At 56.5% G+C, this 16,440-nt stretch carries 12 protein-coding genes; 5 read left to right on the top strand and 7 right to left on the bottom strand.

Features of this window, described 5'->3' with window-relative positions:
• The first annotated feature begins 125 nt into the window (after positions 1-125).
• Positions 126-788, top strand: a complete 663-nt coding sequence (gene can / locus H7R76_RS20185; protein ID WP_106925477.1) for a carbonate dehydratase — start codon at positions 126-128, stop codon at positions 786-788.
• A 145-nt stretch (positions 789-933) separates the two neighbouring features.
• Here can and hpt read toward each other — a convergent pair whose 3' ends face one another.
• Entirely contained in the window at positions 934-1,470 is a 537-nt protein-coding gene (gene hpt / locus H7R76_RS20180; RefSeq protein WP_182928386.1) for a hypoxanthine phosphoribosyltransferase, read from the bottom strand.
• A gap of 203 nt (positions 1,471-1,673) precedes the next feature.
• On the opposite strand from hpt, the gene H7R76_RS20175 reads away from it, so the two are divergent.
• A complete protein-coding gene (locus H7R76_RS20175; protein ID WP_182966267.1) occupies positions 1,674-4,064 on the top strand; it encodes a glucose/quinate/shikimate family membrane-bound PQQ-dependent dehydrogenase in 2,391 nt (796 codons plus the stop codon).
• Between the two features lie 123 nt (positions 4,065-4,187).
• Here the strand turns inward: H7R76_RS20175 and cueO are convergent, their stop codons facing one another.
• Positions 4,188-5,759 carry a multicopper oxidase CueO gene (gene cueO, locus H7R76_RS20170; protein ID WP_182966265.1) on the bottom strand — a complete coding sequence of 524 codons (1,572 nt, stop codon included), beginning with the start codon at positions 5,757-5,759 and terminating at the stop codon, positions 4,188-4,190.
• A 144-nt stretch (positions 5,760-5,903) separates the two neighbouring features.
• On the opposite strand from cueO, the gene H7R76_RS20165 reads away from it, so the two are divergent.
• The gene (locus H7R76_RS20165) at positions 5,904-6,251 is read left to right on the top strand and encodes a YacC family pilotin-like protein (RefSeq protein WP_062772020.1); all 348 of its coding nucleotides are present in this window, start codon (positions 5,904-5,906) and stop codon (positions 6,249-6,251) included.
• Between the two features lie 92 nt (positions 6,252-6,343).
• Here the strand turns inward: H7R76_RS20165 and yacL are convergent, their stop codons facing one another.
• From yacL to acnB, 3 genes are all read right to left on the bottom strand, one after another.
• On the bottom strand, positions 6,344-6,706 hold the full coding sequence (yacL, locus tag H7R76_RS20160) for a protein YacL (RefSeq protein WP_182966263.1): 363 nt from the start codon (positions 6,704-6,706) through the stop codon (positions 6,344-6,346).
• 180 nt (positions 6,707-6,886) lie between these two features.
• On the bottom strand, positions 6,887-7,312 hold the full coding sequence (locus H7R76_RS20155) for a GlcG/HbpS family heme-binding protein (RefSeq protein ID WP_106925464.1): 426 nt from the start codon (positions 7,310-7,312) through the stop codon (positions 6,887-6,889).
• A 184-nt stretch (positions 7,313-7,496) separates the two neighbouring features.
• Positions 7,497-10,094, bottom strand: coding sequence for a bifunctional aconitate hydratase 2/2-methylisocitrate dehydratase (gene acnB, locus H7R76_RS20150; RefSeq protein ID WP_106925462.1), 2,598 nt, complete (start codon positions 10,092-10,094; stop codon positions 7,497-7,499).
• Positions 10,095-10,532: 438 nt separating this feature from the next.
• On the opposite strand from acnB, the gene H7R76_RS20145 reads away from it, so the two are divergent.
• A complete protein-coding gene (locus H7R76_RS20145; RefSeq protein ID WP_182966261.1) occupies positions 10,533-12,035 on the top strand; it encodes a DUF3300 domain-containing protein in 1,503 nt (500 codons plus the stop codon).
• Positions 12,036-12,046: 11 nt separating this feature from the next.
• Positions 12,047-12,853, top strand: coding sequence for a DUF2950 family protein (locus tag H7R76_RS20140; protein WP_106925458.1), 807 nt, complete (start codon positions 12,047-12,049; stop codon positions 12,851-12,853).
• A 49-nt stretch (positions 12,854-12,902) separates the two neighbouring features.
• On the opposite strand, the gene lpdA is transcribed toward H7R76_RS20140, so the two are convergent.
• Positions 12,903-14,327, bottom strand: a complete 1,425-nt coding sequence (gene lpdA / locus H7R76_RS20135; protein WP_182968043.1) for a dihydrolipoyl dehydrogenase — start codon at positions 14,325-14,327, stop codon at positions 12,903-12,905.
• A 206-nt stretch (positions 14,328-14,533) separates the two neighbouring features.
• The gene (gene aceF, locus H7R76_RS20130; RefSeq protein WP_106925456.1) at positions 14,534-16,426 is read right to left on the bottom strand and encodes a pyruvate dehydrogenase complex dihydrolipoyllysine-residue acetyltransferase; all 1,893 of its coding nucleotides are present in this window, start codon (positions 16,424-16,426) and stop codon (positions 14,534-14,536) included.
• Between the last annotated feature and the right edge of the window lie 14 nt (positions 16,427-16,440).

The raw sequence follows: 16,440 nt of genomic DNA, 5'->3' as shown, positions 1-16,440 counted from the left end.
ACGTGACTGGGGTGAGCGAGGAAAGCCAACGCCGCTGTAAATCGAAGTACGACGAGTATTTAGTTTTAATAAATCAGGAGTTGCCCTATATTAGCCCAACGCACTTCAATTGGTTACAAGCCTCCATGAAAGACATAGATACACTCATCAGCAACAACGCACTATGGTCAAAAATGCTGAGAGAAGAGGATCCCGGATTTTTTGCGACGCTATCGCAAGCGCAAAAACCCCGCTTTTTATGGATAGGGTGTTCCGACAGCCGCGTCCCTGCTGAACGTTTAACCGGGCTTGAGCCTGGCGAATTGTTTGTTCACCGTAACGTAGCCAACCTTGTTATTCACACCGACCTTAACTGCCTTTCCGTGGTGCAGTATGCCGTTGATGTGCTGGAAGTTGAACACATTATTATCTGCGGCCACTATGGCTGCGGCGGCGTACAGGCGGCGGTTGAAAACCCGGAGCTGGGCTTAATCGATAACTGGCTGCTGCACATTCGCGATATCTGGTTCAAACATAGCTCATTGCTTGGCGAGATGCCGCCGGAGCGTCGCATGGACACATTATGTGAGCTAAATGTGATGGAGCAGGTGTACAACCTGGGCCATTCGACAATTATGCAATCGGCGTGGAAACGCGGCCAGAAGGTGATGATTCACGGCTGGGCCTATGGCATTCATGACGGCCTGCTGCGCGATCTCGACGTTACGGCAGTCAGCCGTGAAACCCTGGAGCAGCGTTACCGCCACGGGATTTCCAACCTCAAGTTAAAGCACATCAATCATAAGTAGTGCAGGGATGGGCGGGTGACGGCAGTGCCTTACCCGGCCTACCGACCTGCGCCGTTGGTATTGCCGGGTGGCGGCTGCGCCTTACCCGGCCTACGTCGCAGGTTGTAGGCCTGATAAGCGAAGCGCCATCAGGCGCTCCCGCAGATTACTCGTCTAACATCACCACTTTGCCAACATACGGCAGATGACGATAGCGCTGGGCGTAGTCGATACCGTAGCCCACCACGAATTCGTCAGGAATGGCGAAGCCCACAAACTCAACCGGCACGTCCACTTCACGGCGGGACGGTTTGTCCAGCAGCGTGCAGATAGCCAGCGACTTCGGCTCACGCAGGCTCAGAATCTCGCGCACTTTCGACAGCGTATTGCCTGAATCGATAATGTCTTCGACGATCAGCACGTCTTTCCCACGGATGTCTTCATCCAGGTCTTTGAGGATCTTCACGTCGCGGGTGGTAGACATACCGCTGCCATAGCTGGATGCCGTCATGAAATCGACTTCGTGCGGTACCTGCACTTCACGGCAGAGATCGGCCATGAACATGAATGAACCGCGCAGCAAACCCACCAGTACCATTTCGCTGCCGCTATCTTTATAGCGTTCGTTAATCTGACGACCCAGTTCGGCGATACGCGCTTTGATCTCCGCTTCCGGGATCATCACTTCAACAGTATGTTTCATTTAACTAACCACATGATTTTAAATGTAAATCACTCAACCTGTTAACCAGAGCCGCGAGGTTGATCAGCAAGCGGGAAAGTATACCAGCAAAACGATTCAGGCGGTTAATTGGATAATAAAGCTCATTTTGTGATTTCGATCACACTTGTTAAATCCTATAATCAAATGAAAGCAATAATTAACAAACAAACGGACACCTTTCTATGGCTGAAACAAACTATCAACAACCCCGGCTGCTCGCGAGGCTCACCGCCCTCTTCGCGGCATTTTGTAGCCTGTATCTTCTGATAGGCGGCGTCTGGCTGGTCGCGATTGGCGGCTCCTGGTACTACCCCATCGCTGGGCTGGTCATGCTGGCCGTCACCGTATTGCTGTGGCGCGGCAAACGCTCAGCGCTATGGCTGTACGCCGCGCTGCTGCTGGCAACGCTGATCTGGGGCGTATGGGAAGTCGGCTTCGACTTCTGGGCGCTCACGCCGCGCAGCGACGTGCTGGTGATCTTCGGCGTATGGCTGATTCTGCCATTCGTCTGGCGTCGCCTGCCCGTGCCGTCCAGCGGCGCGGTGGGCGCGCTGGTGGTGGCGCTGCTGATCAGCGCCGGTATTCTGACCTGGGCCGGGTTTAACGATCCGCAGGAAGTGAACGGCACCCTGAACGCCGACGCCACGCCTGCTGAACCTATCTCTCAGGTCGCCGACCAGGACTGGCCAGCCTATGGCCGTAATCAGGAAGGCCAGCGCTTCTCGCCGCTCAAGCAGATTAACGCCGACAACGTGCATAATCTGAAGGAAGCCTGGGTGTTCCGCACCGGCGATCTGAAGCAGCCGAACGATCCGGGTGAAATTACTAACGAGGTGACGCCGATCAAAATCGGCAACATGCTGTACCTGTGTACTGCCCACCAGCGCCTGTTCGCACTGGATGCGGCCACCGGTAAAGAGAAGTGGCACTTCGACCCGCAGCTGGGCACCGACCCAAGCTTCCAGCACGTGACCTGCCGCGGCGTGTCTTATCACGAAGCGACGGCGGCGAACGCCTCGCCTGACGTGGTATCCGACTGCCCGCGTCGTATCATTCTTCCGGTTAACGACGGGCGTATTTTTGCCCTCAACGCCGACACCGGTAAGCTGTGCGAATCCTTTGCCAACAAAGGCATTCTGAACCTGCAAACAGACATGCCGGTCACTACGCCGGGGATGTACGAACCGACTTCACCGCCGATTATCACCGATAAAGTGATTGTGATTGCCGGTGCGGTAACCGATAACTTCTCTACCCGTGAGCCGTCTGGCGTCATTCGTGGTTTTGACGTCAACAGCGGCGAGCTGCTGTGGGCCTTTGACCCGGGTGCGAAAGATCCGAACGCGCTGCCGCAGCCAGGACAGCACTACACCTTTAACTCGCCGAACTCCTGGGCCCCGGCGGCCTACGACGCGAAGCTGGATCTGGTGTATCTGCCGATGGGCGTGACCACGCCTGACATCTGGGGCGGCAACCGTACGCCAGAGCAGGAACGCTACGCGAGCTCGATTGTGGCGCTCAATGCCACCACCGGTAAGCTTGCCTGGAGCTACCAGACCGTTCACCACGATCTGTGGGATATGGATATGCCGTCCCAGCCGACGCTGGCGGATATTACCGTAGACGGTAAAACGGTGCCGGTTATCTATGCGCCGGCGAAAACCGGTAACATCTTCGTACTGGATCGCCGTAACGGCGAGTTGGTTGTGCCAGCACCGGAAAAACCGGTTCCTCAGGGCGCAGCCAAAGGCGACTACGTCAGCAAAACCCAACCGTTCTCCGATCTGAGCTTCCGTCCGAAGAAAGATCTGACCGGCGCGGACATGTGGGGCGCCACCATGTTCGACCAGCTGGTGTGCCGCGTGATGTTCCATCAGCTGCGCTATGAAGGCATCTTCACCCCGCCGTCTGAGCAGGGTACGCTGGTGTTCCCGGGTAACCTGGGGATGTTCGAATGGGGCGGTATCTCCGTCGACCCGAATCGCCAGGTGGCCATCGCCAACCCAATGGCGCTGCCGTTTGTCTCGAAGCTGATTCCACGCGGCCCGGGTAACCCGATGGAACCGCCGAAAGATGCGAAATCCAGCGGTACTGAATCCGGTATTCAGCCGCAGTACGGCGTGCCGTTTGGCGTGACCCTGAACGCGTTCCTGTCGCCGTTTGGCCTGCCGTGTAAACAACCTGCCTGGGGTTATATCTCAGCGCTGGATCTGAAAACCAACGAAGTGGTGTGGAAAAAACGTTTAGGTACGCCGCAGGATAGCCTGCCGTTCCCGCTGCCGGTTCCGCTGCCGTTCAATATGGGTATGCCGATGCTGGGCGGCCCGATCTCCACCGCGGGTAACGTGCTGTTTATCGCAGCGACCGCCGATAACTATCTGCGCGCTTATAACATGAGCAACGGTGAAAAACTGTGGCAGGGACGTCTGCCAGCAGGCGGCCAGGCAACGCCAATGACCTATGAAGTGGATGGCAAACAGTACGTGGTGATCTCCGCAGGCGGTCACGGTTCGTTTGGTACGAAAATGGGCGACTATATCGTGGCCTATGCGCTGCCGGATGACGTGAAGTAACGCGAAGTGAGTCGATGTGCCGGATGGTGGTTTCCGCCTCATCCGGCTTACAACGTGGCGACGTGATAAATTGCATGTCATCGCTTTGTAGGCCGGATAAGCGCTAGCGCCATCCGGCATTTTTTACACCGTAAACCCGAGCATCATCCCCGTGTCTTCATGCTCCAGCAGATGGCAGTGCGCCATATAGGCATGCTCTTTCGGCGCTTCGTGATTAAACTTCACCAGCACTTCGCTGACGCCGCCTTCTACTCGTACCGTATCTTTCCAGCCCGTTCGGTGCGCGGCCGGTGGCTGGCCGTTTTCGCGCAGAATACGGAACTGGGTGCCATGAATATGGAACGGGTGCAGCATCATATCGCCCTCGCCGGAAATCACCCAGCGCTCGTATTTTCCCTGCTCCGCCGCGAACATCGGCTGATTCATATCGAAAGCTTTGCCATTAATCTTGTTCGCATTATGGAAGTCAAATCCACCGCCGCCGTGATCCATCTTCATACCGTTCATCGCGCCGTGGTCCATCTTCATGCCGCCATGGCCCATCATGCCGCCGTGATCCATGCCGCCCATCGCCTGATTGCCGTACTTCTGCATCAGCGCCTGCATCCCCATCATATCGAGCATCGGGTCCATGGAGAGCTGAAGCTTACGCTCGGTGAGACCCTCCAGCGACGGCAGCGCTGGCATCGTAGCCAGCATATCCGGCAGCGTACCGGAGCCGGGAATACCAATGGGCTGAATATGCAGCACCGGCATTGCCTTATCGAACGGCGCAACCGCCATGCCCATCTGGGTCACCGGTAACGTCAGCAGGTCGAACGGTTTACCGTCGCGCACGTCGACCAGCACCTCAAAGCGCTCACCCATCAACAGCGGCAGTTCGCTGACCTTAACCGGCTCGGCCAGCAGGCCGCCGTCGCTGGCCACCACGTATAGCGGGCGTTTATCGCTGGCGGCCAGCGTCAACGAGCGGGCGTTACAACCGTTCAGCAAACGCAAACGCAGCCAGCCGCGCGGCGGCGCATGCTGTGGGAAAGGCGCGCCGTTGGTCAGCAGCGTATCGCCAAACCAGCCAACCGCAGCGCTCATCACGTCGAGCTGATAGTCTATCTCACCGGCCGCAGTAAATTTTTTGTCCTGCATAATCACCGGCACATCATCAATGCCCCACTGCTTTGGCAGCATCAGCTTCTGGCTATCTTCATCGTCAATCAGCACCAGCCCGGCCAGCCCCATCGCCACCTGATGCCCGGTTTTTCCATGCTGGTGCGGGTGGAACCAGCAGGTCGCCGCGCGCTGGGTGGGCGTAAAGCTCACCGTGCGGCTACCGCCGGGTGGAATAATCCCCTGAGGACCGCCGTCGACGTCGCCCGGCACCTCCAGCCCATGCCAGTGCACGGTGGTCTCCTCGGGCAAGTTGTTCTGCACGTTTACCGTCACCGGTTTCCACTGTTGCAGGCGAAGGGCCGGCCCTAGCAGGTTGCCGTTATAGCCCCAGGTGGTCGCCGCTTTTCCGGCAAACTGCGTCTTCCCCGCCTGCACGGTCAGCAGGATCTGGTTATTGGCGTCGGCGGTTAACAGCGGAGGGATCGCAAGCGTTGGGCGTTCGGCGGCAAACACCGCTCGGCTCCACAGCGGCAGGGCGCTGACAACGCCGACGGCGGCGCTGAATTTGAGAAAATCACGACGATGCATCGGTACATCCTTTTCGACTTTTGCTGATTATTTGAGCTTAAGCCTTCCCCCTACGGGAAGGTCAAGCGGAAAGCTATCAATAATGCTCCCCGTCGCATGGATAAGTATGTTAACGTTGAATATCGACGATGTAAGGTAGAAGAAATGAAGACGTTTTTCCGAACGGTGCTGCTTGGATCGCTGCTGGCGATGTCCAGCTCGAGTTATGCTTTAAGCGAGTCTGAAGCGGAAGATATGGCCGATTTAACGGCGGTATTTGTGTTCCTGAAAAATGACTGTGGCTACCAAAACCTGCCTAACACGCAAATTCGTCGCGCGCTGGTGTTCTTTGCCCAGCAGAACCAGTGGGATCTCAGCAATTATGACACCTTCAATATGAAGGCGCTGGGCGAAGACAGCTACCGCGATCTCAGCGGTATCGGCATCCCAACGGCCAAAAAATGCAAAGCGCTGGCGCGTGATTCGCTGAGCCTGCTGGCCTACGTGAAGTAAGGCTCAGAGCCCGATGGCGCTACGCTTATCGGGCCTATGTTTGGCAGTGTGCCGGGTAAGCGCAGCGCCACCCGGCACGCCGTAAACGCGAATTAACGCTGTTGTACAAACTCGCGGTACGCCGCAACAACCTGCAGGAAATCTTCTACGCCGCAAAGCGAGAGGCTCTCTTCGTCGTAGTAGCTCATCCCCTCTTCCATTTCGTCGCCGGAAAACTCCAGCTGGTTCGCGCGAACCATCACTTCTTCGCCGTCCATCCATAACGTATATTCATGCCCGGCGCGCTGCCAGGAACGTTCACCGCCTTTTACGGTGCGTGCAGCCTGTTCGACTTCATCCAGTAGCGAGAGGTTATCTTTCACCTCTTCATTGAACCAGTGACCGACCACCTCGTGGCCCATCGACATACGTACTTTTACCCCTCCGGTAACGTCGCGCAGAAATTCGTAATCCATGATCTGTTCCTCTACAAAGGCAATGCGTCACCGCTGCATTGTACCTATCTGTAATTATCGCAGCAGCGGGCCAGAAAAAAAGCGCGCGGGGTAGAGGTGATGCAAATAAAAATGCGCTCACCGTCTGCTTGAGCGCATTATCATCAGCGTTCGGACATTATTTCACCGCCGTTGCGCGCTTCAGGAAAAGAGCATCGCCGCCGAGGTAGCCAGCTCGGTATCGCCATCGCGGGCGCCGCTGACGCCAACCGCCCCCACGCTCTGCCCGTCAATCACCACCGCGACGCCGCCCTGAAGCGACGAGACGTCCGGCGTCGGCGGGAAATGAGGCCGATCGCGATGGCAGCCTGATGCCAACACGCGGGAAGGCGAGCCGAGCTGTACCGCCGCGCGGGCTTGTTCGATAGCGGCATTAATGGTCACGCCCGATGCGTTATCATCGCGCGCGAAGGCGATCAGCCCGCCGTGAATATCCACCACCGCCACGCTGACCGACTGCTGCTGCTTTACAGCCGTGACGAGAGCGTGTTTAACCATCTGACGCGCGGCAAATAGCGTCAGCTGCGGGCGCGGCCTGACCAGTTGAGAAAGGGTAATATCGGACATGGCAAACTCTCCTTCGGACAAGAAGCGAATTGAAATTATGAAGGAAATTGGCCTGCCGCACGGTCAAGAAATGTTGAGGGGAGCGTAAAAAGCAGTCAGCGATATTCAGGGCGGTATGGCGATACACGCGCGGATAAAAAAAGGCGAGTGCCGAAGCCCTCGCCTTAATATTACGCTAGCGCGGTTATACCGCGGTCTGGAAAATCACGCCATCGGCTTTCTCGGTGTACTGAGACAGCTGGTCGAAGTTCAGATAACGGTAGGTATCCACCGCCGTCTTATCTACCTGCGCGACATAGGTCTGGTACTCTTCCGGCGTCGGCAGTTTGCCGATCAGCGCCGCGACCGCCGCCAGCTCCGCAGAAGCCAGGTAGACGTTCGCCCCGGTCCCTAAACGGTTCGGGAAGTTACGGGTAGAGGTCGACACCACGGTTGAGTTGTCCGCCACGCGCGCCTGGTTACCCATGCACAGGGAGCAGCCAGGGATCTCGATACGCGCACCGCTCTTACCAAACACGCTGTAGTAACCTTCTTCGGTCAGCTGAGCTGCGTCCATACGGGTTGGCGGAGCCACCCACAGGCGGGTCGGCAGCTGACCTTTGTGGTTATCCAGCAGCTTACCGGCAGCACGGAAGTGGCCGATGTTGGTCATGCAGGAGCCGATGAACACTTCGTCAATCTTCTCGCCCTGTACGTCAGACAGCAGACGCGCGTCGTCCGGATCGTTTGGCGCGCACAGGATCGGCTCTTTAATGTCAGCCAGATCGATGTCGATCACCGCTGCGTATTCTGCATCCGCGTCAGCTTCCAGCAGTTCAGGGTTCGCCAGCCATTTTTCCATGCCCTGTACACGACGTTCCAGCGTACGACGGTCGCCGTAGCCTTCCGCGATCATCCACTTCAGCAGCACGATGTTGGAGGTCAGGTACTCAACGATTGGCTCTTTGTTCAGCTTGATGGTGCAGCCCGCAGCAGAACGTTCTGCGGAAGCATCGGTCAGCTCAAACGCCTGCTCCACTTTCAGATCCGGCAGACCTTCGATTTCCAGGATGCGGCCAGAGAAGATGTTTTTCTTACCTTTCTTCTCAACGGTCAGCAGGCCCTGGCGAATCGCATACAGCGGGATCGCATGAACCAGGTCACGCAGAGTGATACCCGGCTGCATTTTGCCTTTGAAGCGTACCAGCACGGATTCCGGCATATCCAGCGGCATGACGCCGGTGGCCGCAGCAAACGCGACCAGGCCAGAGCCCGCCGGGAAGGAGATACCGATTGGGAAACGGGTATGGGAGTCACCGCCGGTACCCACGGTATCTGGCAGCAGCATACGGTTCAGCCAGGAGTGGATAACGCCGTCACCCGGACGCAGCGAGACACCGCCACGGTTCATGATGAAGTCTGGCAGCGTGTGGTGCGTGGTCACGTCAACCGGCTTAGGATAGGCGGCAGTGTGACAGAAGGACTGCATCACCAGGTCAGAAGAGAAGCCCAGGCACGCCAGGTCTTTCAGTTCGTCGCGAGTCATTGGGCCGGTGGTATCCTGAGAACCTACGGAGGTCATCTTCGGTTCGCAGTACGCGCCCGGACGAATACCTTTCACGCCACAGGCGCGACCAACCATTTTCTGTGCCAGAGAGAAACCACGGCTGCTTTCTGCCACGTCTTTCGCCTGACGGAAGACATCGCTGTGCGGCAGACCCAGCGCTTCGCGCGCTTTGGTGGTCAGGCCACGGCCGATGATCAGCGGGATACGGCCACCGGCACGTACTTCATCGATCAGCACGTCAGTTTTCAGCTCAAAGCTTGCCAGCAGTTCGCCGGTTTCGTGGTTACGCACTTCGCCTTTAAACGGGTAAACGTCAATGACGTCGCCCATGTTCAGGTTGGAAACATCGACTTCAATTGGCAGCGCGCCCGCATCTTCCATGGTGTTGAAGAAGATAGGTGCAATTTTGCCACCGAGGCACAGGCCGCCGCCGCGCTTGTTCGGCACGTGCGGAATGTCGTCGCCCATGAACCACAGCACGGAGTTGGTGGCGGATTTACGTGAAGAACCGGTACCGACAACGTCACCCACATACGCCAGCGGGAAACCTTTCTTCTGCAATTCTTCGATCTGTTTGATCGGCCCCACTGCGCCCGGCTGATCCGGGTTAATGCCTTCGCGGGCGTTTTTCAGCATCGCCAGCGCGTGCAGCGGGATATCCGGACGAGACCATGCGTCAGGTGCCGGAGACAAATCATCGGTGTTGGTTTCACCCGTCACTTTAAAGACGGTCACGGTGATTTTTTCAGCCAACGCTGGGCGGTTCAGGAACCACTCGGCATCGGCCCAGGACTGAATAACCTGTTTAGCATAGACGTTGCCCGCTTTGGCTTTTTCTTCAACGTCATAGAAGTTGTCGAACATCAGCAGCGTGTGCGACAGCGCTTTAGCGGCAATCGGGGCCAGCTTAGCATCGTCAAGCGCATCAATCAGCGGGTGAATGTTGTAGCCGCCCTGCATGGTGCCGAGCAGTTCGATGGCTTTTTCTGGGGTAACCAGCGGGGAAGTGGCTTCGCCTTTCGCAACGGCGGCGAGGAAACCCGCTTTTACGTAGGCGGCTTCGTCAACGCCCGGCGGCACGCGATTGATTAACAGGTCTAACAGGAATTCTTCTTCGCCAGCAGGCGGGTTCTTCAGCAGCTCAACCAGCCCGGCCATTTGGGTTGCATCTAAGGGTTTGGCAACAATCCCAATGGCTGCACGCTCAGCTACGTGCTCACGGTATTCTTTTAGCACGACGGTATCTCCTCGCTCTCATTGTCATATGCGGTCGGCGATCTCTTCACGCTCCTGTGAGACAGCAGTTTGTAGGGTAAAAGCCCGGTACCGCGAGGGCCAGCATAGCAGGATTTCCGGGGACTGTTAATCCGTTTACAAAAAAGCAACATTAAATATTTGCTGAATCGTTAATGTTGATATAAGAGAGCAGAAAATCACGCATTTGAATGGGAAAAAACCATCTGTTAGCAGCCGTGTTAGATATTTTGTTATTAAAATATTACTTATACGTGACAACCACTTCAGGCCATAAATGTGCACAGGTGTAAGCTCCTGTCACAATTTCCCCGCATTGGCAGAAATCCCTACTTTAATCAAAAAACAAACAGCAGTCTCATTATACTCGCGGCATATTCGCTCCCTCACCCGGACTGCGTCGTTCCCTGGAGACTCACCATGAACTTGCCTTTTAAGCCCCACTATATTGCGCTGGTGTGCAGCGCCGGGCTGCTGGCGGCCGCCGGTACGCTGTATGTCAAAAGCCGCGAGCCCGCCGCGCCGGAAGCCACACCTGCACCGGTCGTTGCTACGGCATCGCCGGCCACTGCGGCACCCACCTACACCGCCGCGCAAATCACCCAGTGGGTAGCGCCCATCGCGCTCTACCCTGACCCGCTGCTCTCACAGGTGCTGATGGCCGCCACCTACCCTGACAGCGTGTCCCAGGCGGTACAATGGTCAAAAGATCATCCCGGCCAGCAGGGCGATGCTGCGGTAAAAGCCGTTTCCGGGCAACCCTGGGACGTGAGCGTCAAGTCGCTGGTCGCCTTCCCGCAGCTGACGGGCATGATGGGTGAAGATCCCCAGTGGGTCACCAACCTCGGTAACGCTTTCCTGGCGCAACCGCAGGATGTGATGGATGCGGTGCAACAGCTCCGCCAGCTGGCACAGCAAACCGGTTCGCTGAAGTCGACGCCGCAGCAAACGGTGACCGCCAGTAAACGTCCAACCCCTTCAGCCTCGGGAACGACGCACGCCGCCAGCAGCGCGCCAACGGTGATTAAGATTGAGCCAGCCAATCCGCAGGTCGTGTACGTGCCAAACTATAACCCGACGGTGGTTTACGGCAGCAGTTGGCCTTATACCGCCGCCCCACCGGTGTATCTGCCACCGCCCCCGGGGGAGCAGTTTGCCGACAGCTTTGTGCGCGGTTTTGGTTACAGCCTTGGCGTGGCAACCACCTACGCGATTTTCAGCAATATTGACTGGGATGATGACGATCGCCACCACGATGACGATCATTACGATCACGGCGGCTACCAACATAATGGCGATAACATTAATATTAATGTAAATAATTTCAATAAAATAACGGGAAACAACCTGAGCGGTGAAACCCGCAACTGGCAGCATAATCCGGCCTACCGCGGTAATACACCTTATCCGAATAATACGGTAGCCAATCAGTTCCATCAGACCAACGTTGCCGGCGGCCTCAGCGCCACCCAGCACGCGGCACCCGATCGCGATACGCAGCGTCAGGCGGCGATACAGCAGCTCAATCAGCGTACTCATAGCAGCAGCAACGTACCGGACGCCACCGGCGCTCGAGATGCCCAACGTCGCGCCGCATCGCAGCAGCTTAACCATACCGTACAGCGCAGTAATTTCCGTGGCTATGACACCCCGGCCAGCCACACTGCAACGCGGAATTCGCCACCGCGCGGGAACGCGCAGCGCATCCCGTCATCGCATCCGCAACTGAGCGATACGCAGCGGCAAACGCTGCAAGCGCGTCGTGATGCCACGCACAGCAACGCATTCAGCGGCAATGAGAGTCGGGCCCCTTCCTGGCAATCGCAGCAGTTACGCGGGCTGGAGAGCCGTCGCGCTTCCGGCCTCGGCGGCGAGCAGCATAGCAGTGGCCTTGCTGAGCACCATGAGTTCCGTCGACGCTAAAGGATAACAAGATGAAAAAGCAGATACAGATAGCGCTGCTGGCGCTGGCGATGTCGCCGCTGATGGCATGGGCACAGCAGACGTTTTCCAACCCGGATCAAGCCGCCAGCGCGCTGGTTGAAGCGGTCTCCAGCAAAGACGACAGCGCCCTGAATCGCCTTTTTGGCGATAACTGGCAGCAGTTTTTACCGCCCGACGGCATAGACCAGGACGCCGTCGCCCGCTTTCTGCGCGACTGGCAGCTCGGCCACCGGATTGTCATGCAAAACAGCACCGCCTGGCTGGACGTCGGCAACGACGGCTGGCGGCTGCCCATCCCCATGGAAAAAGGCGACACCGGCTGGGCGTTTAACATCGCCGCCGGTGAGGATGAGATCCTGACCCGCGCCATTGGCCGCAACGAGCTTTCGGCCATTGCAGCGATGCACGCCTATGTCGATGCCCAGGAAGATTACTATCAGCTGAACCACGCCTGGGCGCAGAAAATTATCAGCAGCGATGGGAAAAAAGATGGCCTCTACTGGCCCATCAAGCCGGGAGAGAACCCGAGTCCGCTGGGGCCAAACTTCAGCCCCGCGATGCCGGGTGAAGGCTATCACGGCTACCATTACCGCATTATCGCCGACGGTGATAAGGGCGAAGTCGCCCTGCTGGCCTGGCCGGTTGAGTGGGGACAAACGGGCGTCATGAGCTTTATGGTCGATAAGACCGACCGAGTTTATGAAGCCAACTTAGGCGCGGAGACAGCGCAAAAAGCGCAGGCCATTACCCAGTTCTCGCCGGACTCCAGCGTCGGCTGGCAGGCGGTAGCAGAATAAAAAAAGCGGCCCTTGGGCCGCTTGTCTCATTCCGGTCACCCGGAGAAAATTACTTCTTCTTCGCTTTCGGGTTTGGCAGGTCGGTAATGCTACCTTCAAAGATTTCTGCTGCCAGGCCAACAGACTCGTGCAGAGTCGGGTGAGCGTGGATGGTCAGCGCGATATCTTCAGCGTCACAACCCATTTCGATCGCCAGACCGATTTCGCCCAGCAGCTCGCCGCCGTTGGTACCGACAATCGCACCACCGATAACACGGTGAGATTCTTTGTCGAAAATCAGTTTGGTCATACCGTCTGCGCAGTCGGAAGCGATAGCACGGCCAGAAGCAGCCCACGGGAAGGTGGCGGTTTCATAGCTGATGCCTTTCTCTTTCGCTTCTTTCTCCGTCAGACCTACCCAAGCAACTTCTGGATCGGTATACGCAATGGATGGAATCACTTTCGGATCGAAGTAGTGTTTCTGGCCGGCGATAACTTCAGCAGCAACGTGACCTTCATGAACACCTTTGTGCGCCAGCATCGGCTGACCGACGATATCGCCGATAGCAAAGATGTGCGGTACGTTGGTACGCAGCTGTTTGTCGACGTGGATGAAGCCACGCTCGTCAACTTCTACGCCAGCTTTGCCCGCGTCGAGGTTTTTACCGTTTGGTACGCGACCGATAGCCACCAGCACGGCGTCATAACGCTGTGCTTCTGAAGGTGCTTTTTTGCCTTCCATGGAAACGTAGATACCGTCTTCTTTTGCTTCAACGGCGGTCACTTTGGTTTCCAGCATCAGGTTGAATTTCTTGCTGATACGTTTGGTGAAGACTTTAACGATGTCTTTGTCGGCAGCCGGGATAACCTGGTCGAACATTTCAACCACGTCAATCTCTGAACCCAGCGCATGGTACACGGTACCCATTTCCAGACCGATGATGCCACCGCCCATAACCAGCAGGCGTTTTGGCACTTCTTTCAGTTCCAGTGCGTCTGTGGAGTCCCAAACGCGTGGGTCTTCATGTGGAATGAATGGCAGTTCAATCGGACGGGAACCCGCCGCGATGATAGCGTTGTCGAAGTTGATGACGGTTTTACCGTTCTCGCCTTCCACTTCCAGGGTGTTTGCCCCGATGAATTTACCCAGACCGTTTACCACTTTCACTTTACGGCCTTTGGCCATACCCGCCAGACCACCGGTCAGCTGAGTGATAACTTTCTCTTTCCAGGTACGAATTTTGTCGATATCGGTTTTCGGCTCGCCGAAGACGATACCGTGTTCAGCCAGCGATTTGGCTTCTTCGATAACTTTTGCAACGTGCAGCAGTGCTTTAGAAGGGATACAGCCAACGTTCAGACAAACACCACCGAGGGTGCTGTAACGTTCTACAATTACGGTTTCCAGACCTAAATCAGCGCAACGGAATGCAGCAGAGTAGCCCGCAGGACCTGCCCCAAGTACCACGACCTGAGTTTTAATTTCAGTACTCATCATGACCTCTATCATTTGTATCCGGCGGTCTGACGTTATAGTTATTACGCCCATCATCCACCGGGACGTTCTATCCGCGTGTATTTTACAAAATTGTTAACAATTTTTAAACAACAAACGGCAAACGATTTTGTCCTTTGTTGCTGATAACCCCTAACCACTCCGAGGTTACCAGAAAAAAGCCGGCCGTCAGGCCGGCTTTTTTATTACATCACCAGACGGCGAATGTCAGACAGCATGTTGTTGATGATGGTGATAAAGCGCGCACCATCCGCACCGTCGATTACGCGGTGGTCGAAGGAAAGAGAAATTGGCATCATCAGACGCGGCATAAACTCTTTACCGTTCCACACTGGCTCCATAGAGGACTTGGAGACACCGAGGATCGCCACTTCCGGCGCGTTAACAATCGGCGCGAAGTGGGTCGTACCCAGGCCACCGATGCTGGAGATGGTGAAGCAACCGCCCTGCATTTCGCCAGCGGTAAGCTTGCCATCACGCGCTTTCTTGGAGATCACGGTCAGTTCACGAGACAGCTCGGTAATGCTCTTCTTGTTCACGTCTTTGAAGACTGGAACAACCAGACCATTTGGCGTATCAACCGCCACACCGATGTTGATGTATTTCTTCAGGGTCAGGCGCTGACCATCTTCAGACAGAGAGCTGTTGAAGCGCGGCATCTGTTCCAGAGCGGCGGCAACGGCTTTCATGATGAAGACCACTGGGGTGAATTTCACGTCCAGTTTACGTTTTTCAGCTTCGGCGTTCTGCTGTTTACGGAACGCTTCCAGATCGGTGATATCGGTCTTATCGAAGTGAGTAACGTGCGGGATCATCACCCAGTTACGGCTCAGGTTAGCACCCGAGATTTTCTGGATACGGCCCAGTTCCACTTCTTCGATTTCACCAAACTTGCTGAAGTCCACTTTCGGCCAAGGCAGCATGCCCGGGATACCGCCGCCAGCGGCTGCAGCCGGAGCCGCTTCAGCACGCTTGATAGCGTCTTTCACGTAAGCCTGAACGTCTTCACGCAGGATACGACCTTTACGGCCAGAACCTTTCACTTTCGCCAGGTTCACACCGAATTCGCGCGCCAGGCGACGAATCAGCGGAGTGGCGTGAACGTAAGCGTCGTTCTCAGCGAACTCGGTTTTACCTTCAGCCTTCGCAGCCGGTGCGGCAGCAGGTTTAGCAGCCTGAGCCGGTGCAGCAGCAGGAGCTGGAGCCGCCGCGGCAGCTGGAGCAGCAGGTGCTGCGCCTTCCACTTCGAAGACCATAATCAGAGAACCGGTTTTGACTTTGTCGCCGGTGCTGATTTTGATTTCTTTTACGGTACCTGCGAACGGTGCCGGAACTTCCATAGAGGCTTTGTCGCCTTCTACGGTGATCAGTGACTGCTCAGCGGCAATTTTATCGCCCACTTTCACCATCACTTCGGTCACTTCAACTTCGTCACCGCCGATGTCCGGTACGTTAACGTCTTTCGAGCCAGAAGCCGCCGGAGCCGCTGCTGCTGCCGGAGCGGCAGCCTGAGCCGGTGCAGCAGCAGGCGCTGCGCCCGCCACTTCGAAGACCATAATCAGGGAGCCGGTGGACACTTTGTCGCCGGTGTTGATTTTGATCTCTTTCACCACGCCCGCGAACGGTGCCGGGACTTCCATGGACGCTTTGTCACCTTCAACGGTGATCAGAGACTGTTCAGCCGCTACGGTATCGCCGACTTTGACCATGATCTCGGTCACTTCAACTTCGTCGCCGCCGATATCAGGCACGTGAACGTCTTTTGCCGCTGCAGCAGCAGGTGCTGCTGCCGGAGCCGCTTCTTTCTTCTCTTCTGCCTTGGCAGGTGCAGCTGCTGCTGCACCGTCGGCGGAATCGAAAATCATGATCAGCTTGCCGGTCTCAGTTTTGTCGCCAACAGAGACTTTGATCTCTTTAACGATACCAGCCTGAGGAGACGGAACTTCCATAGAGGCTTTGTCGCCTTCTACGGTGATCAGCGACTGTTCAGCTTCAACTTTGTCGCCTACTTTGACCAGGATCTCGGTGATTTCAACTTCATCAGCCCCGATGTCCGGTACATTGATTTCGATAGCCATTGTTCTTTTACCTC

The organism is Klebsiella sp. WP8-S18-ESBL-06, assembly GCF_014169755.1.
GTDB lineage: Bacteria > Pseudomonadota > Gammaproteobacteria > Enterobacterales > Enterobacteriaceae > Kluyvera > Kluyvera ascorbata_B.
Note: the sequence above shows the minus strand (reverse complement) of the source record. Positions and strands in the feature narration are given on the sequence as shown.